Here is a 20,191-nt window from a genome sequence, read left to right as displayed (position 1 = left end):
TTCAGAGAGAAAGCACACGAAATGACCTCTCTCACTCCTACCAAATCCACCTGCCAATCCTCCCGCGAAGACAGACGAAATGTGCTCTCCCCTTCGACGGCCTTCACCATAACTACCCGTAGCCACGGCTCCCATCTAGACGTTCGGAAGAGTGGATGACAGCTGTCCCTGCCGACGTCTGCCACGGCGACGACGGGACGTTTGTTACTATTCCGCGATCCTAGTAATAAGTTTTGGCTCGGCCGATATTGCTACTTTCAGGCATTTCCACATATCTGTTTGTTTGTTCTTTCTCACCGTCGAATTCGTCCGTTTATGTGGCGGCTAGCCACGCGTTTACTCACCTGATAATAATATTCTTCCCGTGTGAGCTCCGGACGATGTCTACGACCGACTGGAGCGTTCGGTATCTTTGGCTCGCAATTCTCAGCGCGTGCGGGGTGGTTGGTGCATGGATCGTCGATAGTACGTTCGTCCTCTCGGTTGCGTACGTAACTATCGCCGCGTTCGCAACGCTCGCGCTGTTTCACGCGTATCGACTCCGGACTCGTGCCCGTTCGTATCCGCAAAAAATAGACCGCGTTCCATGACACTACCCTCGTCGATTACTCGACGGTGACGCTTTTCGCCAGATTTCGCGGTTTGTCTATCGGGCGACCCAAATTCTTCGCCGCGTAGTAGGACACTAGCTGCAACTGGATGTTCGCCAGCAGTCCCGCCCAGACGGTGTGAGTCTTCGGGATTTCGAGGAACGCATCGGAGATTTTCTCCGAATCGTGGCCTGCACACGCGACCGAGACGATGGGTGCGCCGCGTGCTTGTGCTTCCTTGGCGTTCTGCAGCGTCTTCTTGTCTTTCACGCCGTTGAACAGCGCGAACACTGGTGTATCCGGTGTTACGAGCGCGAGCGGTCCGTGCTTCAACTCGCCGGAGGCGAACCCTTCGGCGTGCTCGTAGGTGATCTCCTTGAACTTCAACGCCCCCTCCTTGGCGACGGCGTTGTTCAACCCTCGACCGATGAAGAAGAACGCCTCGCTGCCGGTGTATCGGCTGGCTATCCGTTTGGCGTCCGTGGTGTCGAGCACTTCCTGAACGTGCTCGGGCAGTTTCTCCAAGTCGCGGAGGAGGTCCGCTTGGTCCTCCGGCGATGTCGCCGTCTCGATGTCCTCGGCGAGTCGTAGCGAGAGGAGCGAGAGCATGACCGCTTGCGAGGAGAACGTCTTGGTGGCGGCCACACCGATCTCCGGTCCGGCGCGGATGAACAGCGCGTCGTCGGCTTCGCGGGCCGCCGTCGAACCCATCACGTTCGTTACGGTGACGGTTCGTGCGCCTTTCTCTTTTGCTCCTCGTAGCGCACCGAGGGTGTCCGCCGTTTCCCCGCTTTGGGTAACGGCGACGACCAACGTGTCCTCCGTGATGGTGCTGGCAGACGAATCGACGTATTCGCTCGCTCGGAACGCCTGTGCACGGATTCCACACTGGTTGAGGAGTTGCTGTCCGTACAGCGCGGCGTGATACGACGTCCCGCAGGCGACGAACTGAACGTCGTCTACATCGGCGAACGTCCCGTCCGGGAAGGCTTCGAGGCTGACTTCCCCGTCCTCCACTCGTCCTTCGATGGTGTTGGCGAGCGCGTTCGGTTGGGTGTTGATCTCCTTGAGCATGTAATGCTCGTAGCCACCTTTACCGGCGTCCTCGGGGTCCCAGTCGATCCGTTCCACGTCACGAGTGACCATGTTCCCGTCGAGGTCGGTCATCGTCACGCCGTTCGGTCGAGGACGGCGACGTCGCCGTCCTCGAAGTAGACGACCCGATCAGTGTGGTCGAGGAACGCGGGCACGTCGCTGGCGAGGTAGTACTCGTTGTTGTCCAGTCCGAGGATGAGCGGCGATCCCTGTCGGGCCGCGTAGATGGCGTGTACGCCATCGACGATCGCTGCGACCGCGTAGCTGCCTTCGAGGTCGCGAATGGTTTGGCGGAACGCGTCTTCGATGCTGGACGCGTCTTCGAGATAGTATTCGAAGAGATGTGGAATGACCTCTGTATCGGTATCGCTCGTGAACTCGTAGCCTTCCCCTTTGAGCCACTCTTTGAGTTCGTTGTAGTTCTCGATGATACCGTTGTGAACCACGGCGACGTTTTCCGTCTCGCTCGTGTGGGGGTGAGCGTTTTCGTCGGTCGGTGGTCCGTGCGTGCTCCATCGCGTGTGACCGATCCCGACGTTCCCTTTGGGGACGCTCCCGACGATACTGTCTTTCAGTTCGGAGATCTGGCCCGAACGCTTGTAGACCGATATCCCTGACCCGTTCTGGACGGCGACTCCGGCCGAATCGTAACCTCGATATTCGAGATTTTCGAGTCCCGTAACGAGCTTCGTAATCGCATCTCCTTCGCCAATGCGGGCGATAATTCCACACATCCTACGTCTCCTCCGTTTTTCTCGCGGACTGCTCGTACTGTCGTTCCGAGCTGGCACGCCCCGTCGTATCGTGAAGCAAGCCAGAACGAACCGTCGCACGTCCGTCTATTGTGTCAAGGTAGTTCATGGGTGTGTCCTATAGGCCCCGCCGTCCCACCTGCTGGAAACGACTGGCTCTTGTCTTCGACATTTCTCCCTACCCCCATTACTATAGACTGATTAAGGGGGTATCTTAGCAGGAATGTAAACCGAATGTATCGGGTTTCGATACAGTTACACTCTGTTTAGATGTGTATTTATAATGTTAAACATTTCCACACTTCGGCGCCGAACTACCCGTTGACTAGCGGTTTCAACCGTCTCTACTGCGGTTTTTCGGACGTGTTATTTGTATTCCCAGGTTCCTGTCCGTAGAGGATGACGATGTTCTTCCGGCCGATATTTATCTTACTCACCTGTTTCCTGTCTTCCATCTTCGAAAGGAGGCGGCTCACCTTCGATTTCGACCAACCCGTCCGCTCGATGATCTCTCCCTGTGGAAGTCGACCGCCGTTCTCTCGCAGGAGTTTTAAGACGCGATCCGCGTCCGTCGTCACTTTCCCATCCTGTAGGTGCGGCTCGGGTTTGGGTTCTCCGTCCCGACTGCTCTCGCCCCCGAGTAGCGTCGGGAGCCATTCGGTTCCGTTCCGCTGAACCAACAGCGCCATCCCGACGAGTAAACTCAGGAAGACGAGGTACAGACCACCAGTGAGAACGCGACTGTTCGGGTTCGTCCCGAAGCTGTGTTCGAACCCGTCACTGAGTCCATCACCGTCGGTATCTCGCTTCAACGGATCCGTTCCGAGTTTCTGTTCCGTCCCGTCACTGAGTCCGTCCCCGTCGGTGTCCGCTTTCGTCGGATCCGTTCCGAGTTTCTTCTCTTTTCCATCTTCCAACCCATCCTCGTCGGTATCGGGTTTCATCGGATCCGTGGCACCTGCGACCTCCACGCTGTCGTTCAATCCGTCCTTGTCGCTGTCCGCCATCGTGGGTTTGGTCGTGCCGTTCACCTCCGAAACGTCGGTCAATCCATCACCGTCGGTATCGGCGTTACTGACGTTCGTTCCGAGTTCGTACTCTCGCTTATCTGACAACCCGTCCGCGTCGGTATCCTCCTGGGTCGGATTCGACCCGATGCTTATCTCTTGTCTGTCGCGGAGTCCGTCCCCGTCCGTATCCGCTTTCGTCGCGTTCGTCCCGTAGTTGTTCACTTCTTCGCCGTCTTCGAGCCCGTCCTTGTCGGTATCCTTGCTCGTAACGTTCGTTCCGAGCTTGATCTCCTTCTTGTTGGTCAGGTCGTCCCCATCGTCATCGCCCGTCTTCACCATGAGATAGACGGGAACCGTTTGCTGTGCGATGACCTTCTCTCCGTCTTTGACCGTCGCAACAGCGTTCTGTCGTCCACTCGCGTTCGTCGAAATACTCCCGAAGCTGAAGTTGATCTGTTGGACGCCGTTGGGGGAGAGCGATATCTCTCGACACGTCTTCGTACCCGTCAAATTCGTCGCGTTGTTCCCCGGCGTACGGAAATTAGTACACACCTCGTGCGTTCCGGAACGATTTCCTGTATACACTGTTACAGTTTCGTTGTGTGGTGCTGACCGCCACAAATATGTTATATTTTCCCCGGCTTTGGCAACGCCCGCACCCGAGTACGTAACGCTCTGAATAACGAATTGATTACCTCCCGGTGTTGCACCGGCGGACGCGGTCGGCGCGACGGCGGTGAGGAGTAGCAGGCAGACGGAGAATATGGCTAGTTGCCTGTTTGTCATGTTGGTGTGAAGTCTGGCTTCCGGTTTCGTAAGGTGAACCGTTCTATGTTTGGTATTTCCGCGCTGAGTATTTTTCCTTTGGGGTTGGATTTCTACTGCTTATACCTTTTGTATTTAGCCTGCCTTACTAGTAGGTTACGACCGAGATTCGTCTGTTTATGGAGATCTGATGGATTCTCGGATGTAAATAAACGAAAACATGAGTTGCATTAGTAAAAAACTGATCCGCAAAGCATCCCTATCCGTCACTCGTTTGGTCGATCGTTACGCGAGTTGCTGTCCAACTGTTAACGCCCAGAACATGCCGAGGATCGCCAGTCCAACCGAACCCGATGGGAGTATTGCGAACGGGGACAGACCGAGTGCCGCTCCGGCGAGCAGAGTTACGCCGATGCCGGATGCGCCGAGGTAGTAGTGTTCCCAGCGAGTTTGTTCGTCATCGCTTACATCTTCGTCGTCATCCGCCGCAACTGCGGTCGGTTCGAGGTAGTCGTACAACACGTCGGCCATGTCCGTTTTTTCTACGGTCCCGCGACTCTGGTCGTACTCGATGATGCCCTCTTCGTCGAGTTTCGGCAGATGGGACTGGTACAGCGGGATGTACACACGCTGGCGTTCACTGGACGTGATCGCCTGAACGGTGCTGTTGTTTTCCCATGCGGCGACCTGTTCCGCGATGTCGCGCATCGATTCCTGTTCGTCCGAGCCGTGTAGATATCGAAGGACGTAACGACGTCGTTCGTTCTGGAGGAGATGGTAGATTTGATCCTCGCCCAACTCTACGGACGATGTCGTGTCCATGGAGCTAGATTGTTCTTCGACCTGTTGTGTCGTTGCGCTCATACATGTCCGTTCCTGGGGGAGGTAATAAACGGAGAAGCCGCTCCCGGATGTTGCACCCACTTTCCCGTACTGTTCGTTCTTGTTCGTTTACCATTCAAACCGTTGTAGCGAGTTCATAATGCCGCAGTCTTGCGATTATCCACCCGCATGTATTTTCATAACATATCGGACCCGTCAGCCACGAAGACCGGCTGACACGGGGGTGGCTTATCTATTTGCTATTACGCGTGCGTGACTGGTTGTGGATATTATCTATCTACGGATTGTGGTGTGTTATCTTTCCTCTCCCCGCATATCTTCCTACTGAAAAACCGCCACTCTCGGGCACGAGGCCATTAGTCAGTGTATAATAAAGCCCACAGGGTTTGATGGATTTTAACGAGGAAAGTCCGACCGGAGAATCGAAGGAAACTCAACCTCCGCTTTCCCTCGCTGCCGGTCGCTCTGGTATCAGTCGATACCGGGGAGCACTCGAATGGAGGACAATCACCCATGAACTCGACGATAGGAGACATCGACAGCCAGCCGGATTACGCTGGAAGTGATGAGAGCGACGTAACAGAGGCCCGGGAAGCGACGATCTGTGTCGTCGGTCTCGGCTACGTTGGACTCCCGTTGGCAGTCGGATTCGACCAAGAAGGGTACAACGTCGTCGGCTTCGACATTGACGACAGCAAAGTCGAAACCCTTCGCGGCGGCACTGACACCACGGGCGACCTCGGAGACGAGGCCATCGCTGAGAGCGAAATCACGTACACGAACGACCCCGATGAGATCACCCGTGCGGATTACGTGATGATCGCGGTTCCGACGCCGGTCGACGAAAACGACCAACCCAGCCTCGACTTCGTGGTGGCTGCCGGAAAAACTGTGGGCGAACACATCTCCCCCGACACGACCGTCATTCTCGAATCCACGGTCTTCCCGGGAGCGACCCGTGAAGTCCTCGTTCCCGCAATCGAAGAAGCGTCCGGACTGACCTGCGGTGTGGACTTCTTCGTCGGCTACTCGCCGGAGCGCGCAACGCCCGGCGACCCGGAGCACGGTCTCCGCGACGTCGTGAAAGTCGTGGGCGGAATGAACGACGAGGTTCGTGACGATATCGCCGAACTGTACGCGACCGTCATCGACGCGGGTGTTCACAAAGCGGACTCCATGGAAGTCGCGGAAGCGAGCAAAGTGGTAGAAAACGTCCAGCGTGACCTGAATATCGCGCTCGTGAACGAACTGGCGATGGCCTTCGACAGCATGGATATGGACATCGACACGCGTTCAGTCCTTGAAGCGTCGGGGACGAAGTGGAACTTCCACGACTACCGCCCAGGACTGGTCGGTGGTCACTGCATCCCCGTCGATCCGTACTTCTTCATCCATCGTTCCAAGCAGTCTGGATTCTCGCCCAAACTCATCCAGCAGAGCCGTGACGTCAACGAAGCCATGCCTGCCCACCTCTCTAACATGATGATAAAGGAGCTGAACCGGGCAGGAAAGACGCTTCGAGACAGTCGCGTCCTCATCCTCGGGCTGACCTACAAGCCGGACGTGGCCGACATCCGCACGTCCAAAGTGGACGGCATCATTCGTCAGCTCCAGGAGTTCGACATCGAGACCGTCGGTTACGATCCACACGGTGACAACGAACTCATGCGTGAGAAGTTCGGCATCTCCGTGGAGGAGGACGACGACTTCTCCTTCGACGGATACGACGGCATCGTCCTCGCCACGCCGCATCAGGATTTCTACGATTTCGACTTGGAGGAGATGGCGGACCGGATGAACGACGATCCCGTCTTCATCGACGTAACTGGCGCGTTCAACGCCGAGAAAGTATTCGACGCCGGATTCGCTTACCGGAGGGTGTAGATGTACGAAGGGCACACGATAGGCGTCGTCGTGCCCGCGTACAACGAAGAAGGGTTCGTTGGCGATGTTCTCGACTCGCTCCCCGACTTCGTGGACCGTGTCTACGCTGTTGACGACGCCTCGACCGACGGTACGTGGGACGAAATTAGAGCACACGCAACCATCGAGCGTGCACCCCGTGCAGGGGAGAGTGACGACGCCGTCAACGGCGTCGTCGCCATTCAGCATGCGGTGAACCGAGGGGCCGGAGCGGCGATCAAAACGGGGTATCTCGCGGCCCGCGAGGACGGGACGGACATCACCGTCACCGTCGATGCGGACGGACAGATGGACCCCGATATAATGACTCGGTTTCTCGACCCGATCGTGACCGGAGACGCCGAGTACACGAAAGGCGACCGTCTTTCGAACTCGGAACTCCGCGAAGAGATGCCACGATTCCGCCTGCTCGGAAACTGGTTGTTGACCGGGTTGACGCGCATCGCCAGCGGCTACTGGGACATCACTGATCCACAGAACGGGTACACAGCGATCTCGTTGCCAGCGCTGGAGGCTATCGATCTCGAAGGGATGTACGAGTACTACGGCTACTGCAACGACATCCTCGTGAAGCTGAACGTCGCCGGCATGCGGGTCGCGGACGTGGATATGCCCGCGACGTACGGTGACGAGGAGAGCAGTATCCAGTACGGCGACTACATCCCCAAGGTGTCGCTCATGCTCCTCAGAAACTTCTTCTGGCGGCTCGGGGCACGCTACCGAACTCACCCGCTCGGTATCGCCTATCTCTTCGGCATCGTCAGCGGATTAGCGGGGATCGCACTCGGTGTCCGAGCGTTGGGCTCGACCCTCACCGGGACGAAGAACGACGACGCACGCAAATCGCTCACGTCGCTTCTCGTCGGCGTCGTCGGAATCATCGTCGGAATCGTCCTCGACAGGAGGCAGAACCCATGAGAGTGTTCGTCACCATTCAACACCCGGCACACGTCCACTTCTTCCGCAACGCGATCGCGGAACTGGAGGACGAGGGGCACGACGTTCACGTCTTCGCCCGTGAGAAGGAAATGGCGGTCGAACTGCTCGATCGGTACGACATCGACCACGAGGTGCTGGCTGGCACCGCGTCGGGTCTGTCGGAACTGGCACGGGTACAGGCGACCTACGAGGCGCGTCTGCTCCGCCGGGCAGTTCAGTTGAGGCCGGATGTGATAACCGCCATCGGCGGTGTAGCGGCCGCACACGTGGCAACGGCCGTGCGTGCACGCAGCGTCATCTTCTACGACACGGAACACGCGAAACTCATTCAGAAACTCGCGTTTCCGTTCGCCGACGCCATCTACACCCCCGATTGTTACACGCGTGATGTGGGTTCGAAGCAGGTTCGATACCCCGGTTATCACGAACTCGCGTATCTCCACCCCGACCGATTCACGCCCGACCCGACGGTGGTCGAGGAACTCGGTCTCGATCCCGAGGAGAAATTCACCGTCCTCAGGCTCGTCGAGTGGGGCGCATCACACGACGTGGGACAAGGTGGATTCGACGACGTACGCGATGTCGTCACGCAATTGGAGGACGCCGGTTCGGAGGTGCTCATCACCTCCGAACGCTCGCTCCCCTCGTCGCTCGAATCACACCGGGCAACGGTCGCGCCACACCGGATGCACGACCTGCTCGCGTTCGCCGACTTGTTCGTCGGGGAAGGCGCGACGATGGCGGCGGAGAGTGCGTCCTCGGTACGCCTGCCATCTACGTTAACACGCTAACGATGGGCTACACGGACGAACTGGACGAGCGCTACGAACTCCTGTTCAACTATCAGCAGGAAGACCGACACGAGCGCGCGCTCGAACAGTCGGTTTCCATCCTCGAAGGCGACACCGACTGGCAGCAACGCCGAGAACGGCTTCTCGATGACAAAGTCGATACGACCGACGTCATTTTGCGCGCCCTCACCGGCCGTTCCCGGAAACACGGTCGGACGACACGGCCGGGCGCGGAGGTTTAACTATGATAACGAAACCACGATTCGGCAGACGGAGGCGATAATCGATGTTTGGGAATATGTCTGGCTGGTTGAAGCAGCGACGGTTCGACGTCGATGCGGCAATTCTCGGTCTCATCGTCGCCATCGGGCTGTTTCCGTTGCGGTTTTTCGCCTCACAGATATACATCAAGACGATTCCCATCGTCCTCGGCCTCGGCTGTGGACTCTATCTGCTCGCCGTCCGCAACGACCGAGAGACGATTTACGAGTATCCATCGTTCTCACAGCTAGTCGCGCAGGTACTCCCGAGTATCTGTTTCGTGCTGATGGCCGCGATGATCGCCATCGCACTGCACGCGAGCGAGCGCTCCCGGTTGTTCTACGTCCTCTCTGGCATCACGGGAACGCTCATCATGCTTCAAATCCTGTTCGTGGACGACGAGGACCTCCTTCCGTCGCTTCTCTTGGTCCAGGTAATCGCGCTCGCGTTCGTCATTCGGCTCACGGCGGTGTACACCACGCCGACGTACATCGGAATCGACATCTGGACGCACATGACACAGTTGGCCCGGGGTGTTTTCGAACAGCACTCCCTCTCCGCGATGAACGGGAACAAACAAATCGCGGCACCGCTGTTCCATTTGCTCGTTGCGTCCTCCGCGATGTTGTACGACGTGTCGCTTCGGAACGCACTATACCTCTCGGTCGGTCTCGTGATGCCGATGGCGATTCTGTTCGTCTACGGCGCGACGAAGCTACTCGTTCCGGTACGGTGGGCCGTGCTCGCGGCAATGTTGTACTCGCTCGGTGACTACTTCATCGAGTGGGGGATTCACCTCATTCCGACGAGTCACGGTCTGTTGTTCTTCATCGCTATCGTCTACGCACTCCTGCGAATCATGCGGCTGGAGTACAACGCACGGGACTTCGGCCTGCTCGTGTTCCTTTCCATCGCCATCATCCTGACCCATCAGGTGTCGACGTTCATCATGCTCGTCGTGGTGTTTTCAGGACTGCTAGCACAGTTTGTGTTCAAGCTGGATATCTTCCAGATGACGGCTCGCAGACCAGGCGTCTACCGAAAACTGGAACCCGTCAATCTCGCGGGACTCCTTGCGTTTGACATCGGTCTCGTCACGTTCATGTGGTCGTTTACCCCATACAACGGGAATTCGTTCCTCAAAACGGTGTTGTTGTATCTGAAACAGACATTAGTATCGAGCGCAGGACTGTTCAATCTCGCGAGCAACAACTCCCAGTTCATCACGCTTTCCGCACCGACCCTTCTCCAAAAAATCGAGACGTACATCGACGCGTCGGGATTCCTGATCCTGTTCGCGTTGGCAACCGTCGGTTGTCTGTACGTGCTTCGCCGGAAACGCATCTCCCATTCGGTGTTTACGCTCTTGTTCGCGACGATCGTGATGACGGCCTTCACGCTCGGTCTACCGATGTTCGGCATCCGAAACTTCATCCCACAGCGCTGGTTCGCGTTCCTCTACGCGCCGATGGCCATCCTCGGTGCGATGGGTGTCGGCTATCTCGTGCACAACCTCAACCGGAACGTCGTGGTTACAGCGTTGGTCGTCCTCGCGCTCCTGTATCCGAGTGTGATGGTTATCTCCAGCCACGGGACGTTGGACAGTCCGTTCTTCCCGCAGGACCAGGAGCGACTGACCTACACCGAGTCGGAAATCGCGGCGGTTCACACCATCGCGGACATGACGGGGTCGCCCGATTCGTCCCAACTCCCTCGGGATCAATCGTTGTTCATCCACACCGACCATCCGTATCAGACGGTGTTCGCCAGAACAGGGGCGTATCCGGCGACTGCGGCCAATCTCTCTGCCGATAACAGGGATGGTCCGACCGACCATCCGCTTACGGTGTATCGAAAGTACCAGTCCACCGGGGCACCGTCGTTCCAGCTCGTCAAACAGCTCAACGAGAGCCAATCCGAGCAGGCCAACGGCGATAAAACCGCGAGCGTTCCCGTCTACCGACAGGTCTCCCAACAACAGATCTGTCGTCCCGACCAGAGCATCCTCTACGACAACGGGGACGTGATGCTCTGTGCCAACCGGACTGTCTGAGGTTGACAGCCGCCTCCCCGGACGGGCGCGGGTTTCGCTTTGACGTTCCAGTAGCCTTTTTTCGCCGCCTGTCGCATGGTGAGCCATGCAGGGAAAACGCGTTCTCGTAACCGGCGGTGCCGGATTTATCGGCTCGAACCTCGCTAACCATCTCGCCAAACAGAACGAAGTCGTCGCGATCGACGATGGCTATCTCGGAGTCGAGGAGAACCTCGACGACGACGTCGAGTTCCACGAACGGAGCGTCCTCGAAGACGACCTCCCGACCGACGTGGACGTGGTCTTCCATCTCGCTGCGCTCTCGTCCTACGCGATGCACGAGGAGAACCCGACGAAAGGTGCACGGGTGAACATCGAAGGGTTCGTCAACACCGTCGAGCAGGCTCGGAACGACGGCTGTGATACCGTCGTGTACGCGACGACGTCGTCCATCTACGGTAGTCGGACGGAGCCATCCCCGGAATCCATGGACGTGGAAGCCCGGACGGGCTACGAGGCGTCCAAACTGGCCCGCGAACGCTACGCCGAGTACTTCGCCCACCACTACGACATGAACATGGCCGGAATGCGATTTTTCTCCGTCTATCAGGGCTACGGCGGCGCGGAAGAGCACAAAGGGGAGTTCGCCAACATCATCGCCCAGTTCGCCGACGACATCGCTCACGGCGAATCGCCGGAGGTCTACGGCGACGGAAGTCAGACACGCGACTTCACGTACATCACGGACATCGTCAGCGGACTGGAAACCGCGGCAGAGAACGAACTGACCGGCGTCTACAATCTCGGCACCGGCGAGAGCTACGACTTCAACACCGTGGTCGAGTACATCAACGACGAACTCGGCACGGACGTCGAACCCGTCTACGTCGAGAATCCCATTCCGGACGACGTGTACGTCCACGACACGATGGCGGACGTGACCAAGTTCACTACCGAAACCGGCTGGGAACCCGAAGTCAGCTTCGAGGAAGGCGTCCACCGCGTTTGCGAGCAGTACGAATAGTCCCCCGTCGTTTCCTTCGTGTTTGAGTGCGCGTTTATCCGTTTCCTAATCACTTGACGTGAGCGGTGTGGGATCTTTCCATCGCCTGTCCGATCAACACGTCACACACGACCGAATTTTGGATTCGATCGACCAGTTACGGTCGACCGACCGTCGAATTAGAAGAAGCCGCCGTCGTCAGTGGTCGTCGTCGTGGTACTCGATGTCGTCGAGATGCCGCCTCCGTTGGTCGTGGTCGTTCCCCCCGTCGTGGACGTACTGCTTGTGGACGACGTCCGCGAACTCGTCGAGGTACTCTGCCGCTGCGTCGTCTGGTGGGTCGTCTGCTGGGCCGTCGTTTGTCGTTCCGTCGTTTGTTGTTGGGTGGTCTCCTGACCGTTGTCCGACCCCTGATTCTGGTCGCTACTGTCGCCTTGGTCCGAGGAGGCACTCTTCGAAACCGGCCAAATGCGCGCCTGTTCGTCCGGTTGCCCCGACGCCGGTCCATTGTACAGATAGAGTTGAACTCGAACGTTGTCGCCGGACAACGCTGGGTCGCCGGTGAGCGTCACCTGCTTTTTCTGTCCCGCATCGACCGTTACCTGTTCTTTCGCAAACTGGGATTGGTCCGTCACTTTCCCGTCTTCGACTCGCTGGAGGAGGGCGACGACGGTGTACTGTACGGTTTCACCCTCGTGGTTCTGAATATTGACGGTCACACCGTCCGAGGCGAGGTCCGACTGATACATCGTCTGTGTGTTGCCGTCTATCTTGTTCGTCTGCGGATGGAACTCGGTGAACGGCTCCGGTTGTGGCGGGTGAAGTACGGCGTATCCGGCGCTAGATGCGAGCAGAAGGACGCTGATGACGATACCCACGTTCAGTGCCATCGTCAATCCGCCGTTCGAACGATCCGCCGGACTGAACAACAGTCCGGGAAGACCGGGTGAGTACCGATTTTCCGCTGGCACGCGTAACCGACGGACGAACGCGACGACACCGGTCACTGCGGTGAAAATCACGATACCGTACAAAATCGGGTGCAGACGAACCCCCCATGGCGTGAAGTTCGCCAGCGCGGCTATCATCGGGACGATGGCGACGCTGAGGGTTGCTGCGAGCGCGACTCGCACAGTTCCTCCGATGGCGTACGCCGAGATGTTTTCGCTCGGCTTGAACGACCGGTCATCGTTGTCCCCTCCTTCCGGGAACAGCGCCGAGACGAGAACGTACCCCGGTAAGAAGACGACGAGCGGGACCACGAGCGCGACCTGTAATCGTCCGCCGATCCCCATATACGAAGCGGCACCGCCGACAGCAGTCAGCACAAGCGCCAGCGTGAGGTCGAGAAACCACCAGCGGCTATTCGTACTCATTGTCCTGGAAGTCGTTGTACGCGGGTTTTATTATACGGCTGCTAATCAGTTCTCCGACGGAACCTCGTCCGCTCCGTTCGTTTTAGACCCCGCATCGTCCGTGTTTTTGGCTTCCGTCGGCAGATGCAGCACGTCCGTCGGGTTGACCCTGTTCTCCGAACATTGGGCGACCCATCCGACCATATCGTTGATCCTGAGTTTGTGCCGTGAGGGCAACTCGTGGATCGTTTCGTGCTCGGGGAACAACCGCTGGTCGAGGTTGTAGCGGTCGTACACTTTCTGACGGTCGGGCCACGCAGACTGATATTCCGTAACGAACGGAATCTTTCGGCGTGCGAACCGCTCCATCTCCGACAGGAGCGTCGAGGTGTACGGACGGTCCGGCGGACGGTGACGGAACAGGTCCTCATCCAGTTGTCGAATCGCCCGAATCACCGTGGACGTGTTGCGGTACTCCGGCGGTGTTTGGAGGTGCCATTGCAGCAGTTCCGTGTCGGCCGCGATGAACGATTCGAGATAGTTGTCCGCGAGGTGGGTTCGGGACGGAATCGTCGGCTGGTTTCGGATACTGAACAGCGCGAGGGCGTTCTGGACGTCGTCGGTTCGACTCCAACAGCGATCGAATTCGGCGTCGATGGCGTTCCGGACGAACTTTCCGGCGGCATCCGAGTCCGACGTGTACTGTTCGGCGAGTTCAGCACTGTGATCGGGGAGGTACCCGAAGTTATCGAGCGAAGCCTCGACCGGGTCGGGATTCGGCTCCATCCGCTTCGTTGGAATCGTCTTCCCGAACAACTTCAGCTCCGTCCGCTTGTGACCGAAGCCCTTCAACAGCGTATCGAACAGGAGAGCGTGGTACATCGTGTCCACCTCTATCTCGCTGTTGTAGCCCGCGTGGTGGATATGAATCGACTCCTTGATGCCGTTGGTGTCCCGGACCTTCTGCTCGCCGGGTGTGATGTAACGGTCGTTCGTCACTAGCGTCGTGTGATCGACACCGTACTGCTTTGCCAGCCGACGGGCGACCTTCACCTCCTGTGCGTCCGGCATCCCGACGGTGTACGTGTGATCGATCTTGGGAAGTTGGGACAGAAGCGTCCGCGAGTCGTACCCCGCTGACAGTAGCAATCCCTTCTTGCCGGGTTGGCGCGAACGGAGACGAATCGCACGCTGGAGGCGGTCCGCGAGTTCGTCCACGTAGTCCATCTCCTGTTCGTCGTAGACGAACCTATCGAGCTCGTTCACACTGTTCGGAGTCAGGTAGCCGTCGAACGGCGTTCGGCTGAGCTCGTGAAACAGCGTCTTGTCCCCCAGAACGACGCCCATGTGGAGAAATTCACCCACGGACTGGCGACGCATCGTGGGATTATCGATGGTTTTTGCGACGGCAGCCGCGTCGGACCCGAACACGCGAACACCCGGATCGTCGGTGTAGAAACACTCCCACGACCGAATCGGATCGGTGATGACGACCGTTTCCCCCTCGTGTTGGATGAATGCGAGATACGATCCGTTGAGATCCCGAACGGCGTCTTTTCCCTTCTCTACGTACTGTTCCAACAGCCAGCGGGCGGGTTCGGACCACCCTCGTTTGTTGGGGTACGCTTCCCCCCAAATGATACACGATCCGAGGTCGCCGGAATAGGAGGCGCTCCGGCCTGGAATCCCGAGCCCCGTATCCCGAATTCCGACGGTCGCGACTTCACTCGTCACGATATCGTCGAACTCCCGCTCGGAGCGGAACCGTTCGAACTCATCCTTATCACCGAAAACACCAAATATCTCTTTGTTCATCGTTCGTCCTCCTCTATTGGGGTATTGGGCGGTTGTTCCGTGCCACGACGGTCGACGGCTGCACGCCGATCTCCTCTCGTCTCTTCTATTCTCGCTCGTGTCACGGTTGGCTCTACTATGACTATAGCCTCAATGGCGGTTAACTATACACAGTATAACATCAGGAATATTGTGTTTAGGAATATCTGAAACGGTCCTCATTCTCCGATGGCACCGGCCATCGTTTGGAACACGTCTCGGATTCCGTAGTTCGCCCAGGTCTCCATCACAAGGATGGCCATCCCGTAGAACACCGCGCCGGTGGCGACCATGACGACGAACTTCGGAACTCCTCCGAAGGGGAGTCGTGCGCCCACGAAGGTTACGACGGCGAGCATCCCGAGGCTTGCCGTGAGCGGATAAAAAAGGAGACGAAGGAACTGACGATAGCTTCCCTCGACCTCACGGACGGCGAGGTACGTCGCGACCGGTTCCGAGAAGAACAGCCCGCTCCCGACGATGAGCGCACTCGTTCCGACGATACCGTAGGCTTCGGTTACTGGATAGATCGCGATCACGAGGATGACCAGCTTTCCGACTTGTATCTTGGTGGCGATATCGGGTTTCCCGACCGCTTGAAACAACGGCCCCGTCGTCGAACCGATCGAGCGAAGCATACCCCACAGCGCGAGCAACTGCATTATTTGGACTGCGGGTTGCCACTCCGCCCCGAGAAACGCATCGACGAATACGGGCGCGACAGCGACGATACCCACGGCGAGTGGGATCGAGACGAACGTCGCCAGTTGTACCGTCTTGAAAAACGCGCGACGGAGGTTCGAAGCGTCGTTCTGGAGTTTCGAGTAGGTCGGGAAGATGACGCTCGATAGTACCTTCGTCACTTCCGTCGCCGGAGCGTTCGAAACTTTGTACGAGTACTGGTAGATTCCGATGGCAGCGTTCCCAAGTAACCATCCGACGAACATATCGTCCCCTTCCGTCGTGAGAAAGACGACGATGCCGGACGCAGTAATCCATTTCCCGTAACCGACGAGTTCCTTCGTTTGCTCCCTATCGATACTCGGCCACGGTTTGTAGTCGTGAAGGACGTACGATAACGCCGTTGCCGTCAGCACGCCCGCGATGTCGCCGACGACGAGTGCCCAGACGCTTTCCCACAGGTACGCCAACCCGATCGTGACACCGACCGCGACGACTGCTTTTCCGACCTGATAGACGAACTGCTTATCATAATCCAGATTTTTCTGGAAATAGACGATACCGGGATTCTGGATACCCGTCAAAAACGGTATCAACGACATCACCCGTATGACCTCCGTCGCCGGTGGTCCCGCCCCGAAAAACGTCGCGATGTACGGTGCGCCGAGATACCCGATTATCGAGAGGATCGTGCCACGAATCACCGTCAACGTCCACGCAGTGTCGAGGTACTCGTTGACGCCGTCCTCCTCTTTTTGAATGAGCGCCTCTTTGATACCGAGATTCGACAAGCGTCGCATGGCGGCCAACGTCAACAACGCGTACGCGACCAACCCGAACTGTACCGGTGTCAGGATGTTTGCGAGGACGATTAGCTTGACGAGTTGTAGTCCCCGTCCGATGAAGTTCGCCATCGACGCCCAGATGCCGCTTTTCACTGCCCGTTCCGAGACGCCGCCCCGGGGTGACAACACGCGCTTTAGCGACTGAAACAATTCGAGCGGTGATCTGCTGCTCATCGCGAGTGTGTCACTCCCCAAAGTGAGGATGCGTCTAAAGACGGATCATCGTCCTGATTCGGTAGAAATAACGCATTCATCGGTGTAGAATGGTGATATATTGATATGTGCTGTGGATATCGTCCGATACTCGATATAACATATATCCTTTATTGACTTCGTTATGGCCCTGCTAATTCATCCACCCCCCGTTCGGCTTCGGATTATCTGTGATATATATTTATGAGTCGCCTCATGATACATTCATATGCGTGATTTAGAGCGGTTTATCGCCCAAAGCCGCCCTTGGAAATGGTGTAAGCGGACGGGTATCGCACCAGCACTGTCAACGCTCTACTGGCACGCCAAACTCGCAATTCATCTCTGGTCTACTACGGTGACGATCGACGGTGTTACCACTGAATTCGCGACAGATTCTCGAACCGAGTATCACAGAGCATCCTCGCTCGTCGGCGAACAGGCTGTCATCGAATCCTTGCTCCAGGACGTTCGAGAGTCGGATGTGGTGTACGATATCGGTGCGAACATCGGGACACACACGTGCTTTGTCGGAAAGCGTCTCCGGAGCGGGAGGGTCGTTGCATTCGAACCGATGCCGACGAACGCGGTTCGTCTCCGACACAACCTCTCCGCGAACGTCCCCATCGATCGGTGGGAGGTCGCCGAAATCGCCCTCTCGGACGAGGACGGGATCGGATCGCTTGCGATCCGGAGTCTCAATTACGGCGAAGGAAAACACTCCCTCTCGGTCGATGGCGAACTCGACATCGATGTGTATCGGGGCGAAACGCTCGTCGAAGAGGGTCGGTATCCATCCCCCGATATTCTCAAAATAGACGTCGAAGGTGCCGAGTTACAGGTTCTCCGTGGATTCGAATCAATCCTTCCGGACATTCGTGTCGTGTATGCTGAACTTCATCACGAACTCAGCCAACACTACGACACCACGACAGAGGAAATCGAGGCGTATCTCCGCGATCACGGATTCGACGTCGAACGGCTGAGCGAGCGGTCCGATGCCTATCACATTCGGGCGACTCGGTCCCAAACCTGAGCCGATGTCGCAAGCGGGGAACAGTGGTCGCCGATCAGAAGTCGTTGCCCCAACCGTCGTAGCCGTCGGAGCTACGGTCATCGATGCCGTTGTCGAGGTCACTCTTCTTGACGTACGTGTCCTCGGAGTCACCCGTGAGGAGCAGTGCGACGTCGTCACGCCGTGACCGTGCGGATACTCCTTCGATCCACGTTCCGTTGCCGCTGACTTCGAGCGGGTGATCTTCGGAGACGTAATCTCCCTCGTAAACCAGACAGTTGTCGCCTGCGATGGTCAGTGCGCGTCGGCCCCAACCACCGCTGTAGTTGACGTTGACGGCTCGGAACTCACAGTCGTCACGGTTGTTTTGGATGGCGCTCCGTGACCCCGTAGTCGGTGCCTCTCCCGTGATAGTGACGTTTTCGAGGTAAACGGGATCGTCGCCGTCCTTGATTTTGATGGCTGGACCGCCGCCCGTATCGTGCTTGACTTCGGTATTTTCGATACGCGTGTGTCCCGCACTACCGCGAATCATGACTCCGGTCGTCGGGTCGTCCGTTCGAACGGTGACGGTACAGTTCTTGATGTAGTTGTAGTTGGCACCGTGCGTTACCCATATCGCCGGACTTTCCTCGACGTTCGTCTGGAAATCGACGTTTTCGGCGACGAGCAGGTTACCCTTCTCCATGCGGAGACCACGCTGGGCGATTCCGTGCGGGTTCTCCTGGTCCACGATGATCGTGCGTCTTTGATATAGCTGTCGTGACCGCCGAGACGGACGTTCGTCCCAGTACTGTTCTGGAAGCGGCCCCCCTCGATTTGCACGGAACCGTTCCCGTTTGCGGCGTACAGACCGTTGTCGGGGAAGGGACCGAGCACACAGTCGCGGAACGTCATCGTCCCTTCGTTATTGTCGTTGCACATGATTCCCGTCGGACCACGCCAGAGCGAATCACTCGGCGTTTCGCTGGACCACGCCGCGCCATCCGGTGCGTGGAACCGTTCGACGAGACCCTGTCCGTCGGGGTCAGTGATGACCATCCGCGCTGGCCCCCACGTTCCACTGTCGTGTTGGCCGAGAACTTCGATGTCGCGGACCAGGAGGCCGTCATCGACGGCCGCCTCGATGACACGAATTCCCGTGTCGTCGGCCGTTTGATCGACGGTGAACCCTTCGACGCGAAGGTCCGTTCCCGGTTCGTATTCGACTCCCAATCGGAAAAGACGGTAATTCCCATCGCCCCCACTGTCGAAATCGTGGTAGTTTGCCGGAACGAGCTCCGCGTCGTCCCCGGCGAGACCGAAGTTATTGAACCCGGCAAATCGGAACTGTTCGTCCATGTAGTATCGCCCCGATGGGAAGTAAAGGAGCGTATCGTCGTCCGCATGTTCCCGAAGAATCGGTGTAATCGACTCGTCCCCTCCGTCGTCAGCCCCTACCTCTGTCACGTCAATGACGCTATCGTACTGGTCTTCATAATCGGACTTGCTTGCAGAAGCAGACCCCATGACAGCAGCCGATGCCGCAATTGCACCAGTAAGTTTGAGATAGGTTCTACGACTCGTAATATTTCGATTTTGCCTGTCTGACGCCATCAAAAGTGCGGTATCGACCCCACATATTAATTATCAGGTGCCTAGTTCAATTCCTCCCCGTTTTCCCTCTGTTGGAAACGTTGTAAACGGTGTTTTCACACTGATTTTCCCATGTGCACAATCGTTGACATTGTGCCCTTAAGCTCCATATAAGAAAATACCTATGCCTGGTTAGGTAGGGTAGCGATGAGACGACAGACACGACGCACGTTTCTGACGACGGTCGGTGCGGCCGGTGCGGCCGGTCTCGCCGGATGTTCCGCCTTTGGGAGTGACGATAGCTCCACCACCTCCACGAAGAGTACCACTGACAAGGGCGACGGCAAGGGAACGACCTCCACGAAGGGTGGTAATGACACGACCACCAACGATGGTGGCAACCAACAGAGCGGTCCGGAGACTTTCGAGAACTTCGAAAAGCTCAGCCACTGGAGTGCGACGAACGGCCAAGGGGCCCTCAAAAAGAGTACGAAGGTAAAATACGAGGGTTCACAGTCCGCTCACATCACGGGAAGCAAGAAGACGAAGTTCGGGCAAATACAACGCATCGATTACAGTAGTGATCCTGCTGATCTCAGAAACAAGAACCTCTCCCTTGCGTACAAGTGTACGTCACACGAGTACTCGAAGATCGAGGTGCAACTCTTCGCCCCCGATCGCGGCCACATCG

14 protein-coding genes and 2 pseudogenes are annotated in these 20,191 nt (G+C 57.5%); 8 read left to right on the top strand and 8 right to left on the bottom strand.

Annotation, left to right across the window (positions count from 1 at the left end):
* Positions 1 to 380: 380 nt before the first annotated feature.
* The gene (locus A4G99_RS02450) at positions 381 to 590 is read left to right on the top strand and encodes a hypothetical protein (protein ID WP_066139009.1); all 210 of its coding nucleotides are present in this window, start codon (positions 381 to 383) and stop codon (positions 588 to 590) included.
* Between the two features lie 15 nt (positions 591 to 605).
* Here the strand turns inward: A4G99_RS02450 and glmS are convergent.
* The 3 genes and pseudogenes from glmS to A4G99_RS02435 all read right to left on the bottom strand — a co-directional run bounded on the left by glmS (position 606) and on the right by A4G99_RS02435 (position 5,076).
* Positions 606 to 2,419, bottom strand: a pseudogene (gene glmS / locus A4G99_RS02445) (glutamine--fructose-6-phosphate transaminase (isomerizing)).
* A 362-nt stretch (positions 2,420 to 2,781) separates the two neighbouring features.
* Positions 2,782 to 3,957: a helix-turn-helix domain-containing protein gene (locus A4G99_RS02440; protein ID WP_223301631.1), complete on the bottom strand. Its 1,176-nt coding sequence runs from the start codon at positions 3,955 to 3,957 to the stop codon at positions 2,782 to 2,784.
* Between the two features lie 540 nt (positions 3,958 to 4,497).
* Complete coding sequence (locus tag A4G99_RS02435) at positions 4,498 to 5,076, bottom strand: hypothetical protein (RefSeq protein WP_066139005.1); 579 nt, start codon at positions 5,074 to 5,076, stop codon at positions 4,498 to 4,500.
* Between the two features lie 492 nt (positions 5,077 to 5,568).
* On the opposite strand from A4G99_RS02435, the gene A4G99_RS02430 reads away from it, so the two are divergent.
* The 5 genes and pseudogenes from A4G99_RS02430 to A4G99_RS02410 all read left to right on the top strand — a co-directional run bounded on the left by A4G99_RS02430 (position 5,569) and on the right by A4G99_RS02410 (position 12,025).
* Entirely contained in the window at positions 5,569 to 6,939 is a 1,371-nt protein-coding gene (locus A4G99_RS02430; RefSeq protein WP_066139001.1) for a nucleotide sugar dehydrogenase, read from the top strand.
* Positions 6,940 to 7,896, top strand: coding sequence for a glycosyltransferase family 2 protein (locus A4G99_RS02425; RefSeq protein ID WP_066138997.1), 957 nt, complete (start codon positions 6,940 to 6,942; stop codon positions 7,894 to 7,896).
* A pseudogene (locus A4G99_RS02420) lies at positions 7,893 to 8,950 on the top strand (DUF354 domain-containing protein). Before A4G99_RS02425 ends, A4G99_RS02420 begins: the two are co-directional and overlap by 4 nt.
* A gap of 56 nt (positions 8,951 to 9,006) precedes the next feature.
* On the top strand, positions 9,007 to 11,022 hold the full coding sequence (locus A4G99_RS02415; protein ID WP_223301628.1) for a hypothetical protein: 2,016 nt from the start codon (positions 9,007 to 9,009) through the stop codon (positions 11,020 to 11,022).
* 85 nt (positions 11,023 to 11,107) lie between these two features.
* Positions 11,108 to 12,025: an NAD-dependent epimerase/dehydratase family protein gene (locus tag A4G99_RS02410; protein WP_066138992.1), complete on the top strand. Its 918-nt coding sequence runs from the start codon at positions 11,108 to 11,110 to the stop codon at positions 12,023 to 12,025.
* A 158-nt stretch (positions 12,026 to 12,183) separates the two neighbouring features.
* Here A4G99_RS02410 and A4G99_RS02405 read toward each other — a convergent pair whose 3' ends face one another.
* The 3 genes from A4G99_RS02405 to A4G99_RS02395 form a co-directional block, all read right to left on the bottom strand.
* A complete protein-coding gene (locus A4G99_RS02405; RefSeq protein WP_223301627.1) occupies positions 12,184 to 13,380 on the bottom strand; it encodes a DUF1616 domain-containing protein in 1,197 nt (398 codons plus the stop codon).
* 45 nt (positions 13,381 to 13,425) lie between these two features.
* Entirely contained in the window at positions 13,426 to 15,174 is a 1,749-nt protein-coding gene (locus tag A4G99_RS02400; RefSeq protein ID WP_066138988.1) for an asparagine synthase-related protein, read from the bottom strand.
* 197 nt (positions 15,175 to 15,371) lie between these two features.
* Complete coding sequence (locus A4G99_RS02395) at positions 15,372 to 16,892, bottom strand: lipopolysaccharide biosynthesis protein (RefSeq protein WP_066139129.1); 1,521 nt, start codon at positions 16,890 to 16,892, stop codon at positions 15,372 to 15,374.
* A gap of 247 nt (positions 16,893 to 17,139) precedes the next feature.
* Between A4G99_RS02395 and A4G99_RS02390 the strand changes: the two genes are divergently transcribed.
* The gene (locus A4G99_RS02390) at positions 17,140 to 17,946 is read left to right on the top strand and encodes an FkbM family methyltransferase (protein WP_082837681.1); all 807 of its coding nucleotides are present in this window, start codon (positions 17,140 to 17,142) and stop codon (positions 17,944 to 17,946) included.
* 34 nt (positions 17,947 to 17,980) lie between these two features.
* Here the strand turns inward: A4G99_RS02390 and A4G99_RS26705 are convergent, their stop codons facing one another.
* Both A4G99_RS26705 and A4G99_RS26700 read right to left on the bottom strand, forming a co-directional pair.
* On the bottom strand, positions 17,981 to 18,613 hold the full coding sequence (locus A4G99_RS26705) for a hypothetical protein (RefSeq protein ID WP_223301626.1): 633 nt from the start codon (positions 18,611 to 18,613) through the stop codon (positions 17,981 to 17,983).
* Positions 18,535 to 19,374: a hypothetical protein gene (locus A4G99_RS26700; protein ID WP_223301625.1), complete on the bottom strand. Its 840-nt coding sequence runs from the start codon at positions 19,372 to 19,374 to the stop codon at positions 18,535 to 18,537. The genes A4G99_RS26705 and A4G99_RS26700 overlap by 79 nt, the downstream gene beginning before the upstream one ends.
* Before the next feature lie 333 nt (positions 19,375 to 19,707).
* Between A4G99_RS26700 and A4G99_RS02380 the strand changes: the two genes are divergently transcribed.
* A partial coding sequence (locus A4G99_RS02380) for a twin-arginine translocation signal domain-containing protein (RefSeq protein ID WP_150123010.1) occupies positions 19,708 to 20,191 on the top strand: 484 nt, incomplete at its 3' end.

The organism is Haladaptatus sp. R4, assembly GCF_001625445.1.
In the GTDB taxonomy this organism is placed as follows: domain Archaea; phylum Halobacteriota; class Halobacteria; order Halobacteriales; family Haladaptataceae; genus Haladaptatus.
The sequence above is the reverse complement of the archived record's forward strand: the minus strand, read 5'-3'. Positions and strand labels throughout refer to the sequence as shown.

Bases quoted from the DNA above. Each gene is read 5' to 3' on its own strand.
- A4G99_RS02450 (WP_066139009.1), top strand. From the start codon at position 381: ATGTCTACGACCGACTGGAGCGTTCGGTATCTTTGGCTCGCAATTCTC.
- A4G99_RS02435 (WP_066139005.1), bottom strand. From the start codon at position 5,076: ATGAGCGCAACGACACAACAGGTCGAAGAACAATCTAGCTCCATGGAC.
- A4G99_RS02430 (WP_066139001.1), top strand. From the start codon at position 5,569: ATGAACTCGACGATAGGAGACATCGACAGCCAGCCGGATTACGCTGGA.
- A4G99_RS02425 (WP_066138997.1), top strand. From the start codon at position 6,940: ATGTACGAAGGGCACACGATAGGCGTCGTCGTGCCCGCGTACAACGAA.
- A4G99_RS02415 (WP_223301628.1), top strand. From the start codon at position 9,007: ATGTCTGGCTGGTTGAAGCAGCGACGGTTCGACGTCGATGCGGCAATT.
- A4G99_RS02410 (WP_066138992.1), top strand. From the start codon at position 11,108: ATGCAGGGAAAACGCGTTCTCGTAACCGGCGGTGCCGGATTTATCGGC.
- A4G99_RS02405 (WP_223301627.1), bottom strand. From the start codon at position 13,380: ATGAGTACGAATAGCCGCTGGTGGTTTCTCGACCTCACGCTGGCGCTT.
- A4G99_RS02400 (WP_066138988.1), bottom strand. From the start codon at position 15,174: ATGAACAAAGAGATATTTGGTGTTTTCGGTGATAAGGATGAGTTCGAA.
- A4G99_RS02395 (WP_066139129.1), bottom strand. From the start codon at position 16,892: ATGAGCAGCAGATCACCGCTCGAATTGTTTCAGTCGCTAAAGCGCGTG.
- A4G99_RS02390 (WP_082837681.1), top strand. From the start codon at position 17,140: ATGCGTGATTTAGAGCGGTTTATCGCCCAAAGCCGCCCTTGGAAATGG.
- A4G99_RS26705 (WP_223301626.1), bottom strand. From the start codon at position 18,613: ATGGAGAAGGGTAACCTGCTCGTCGCCGAAAACGTCGATTTCCAGACG.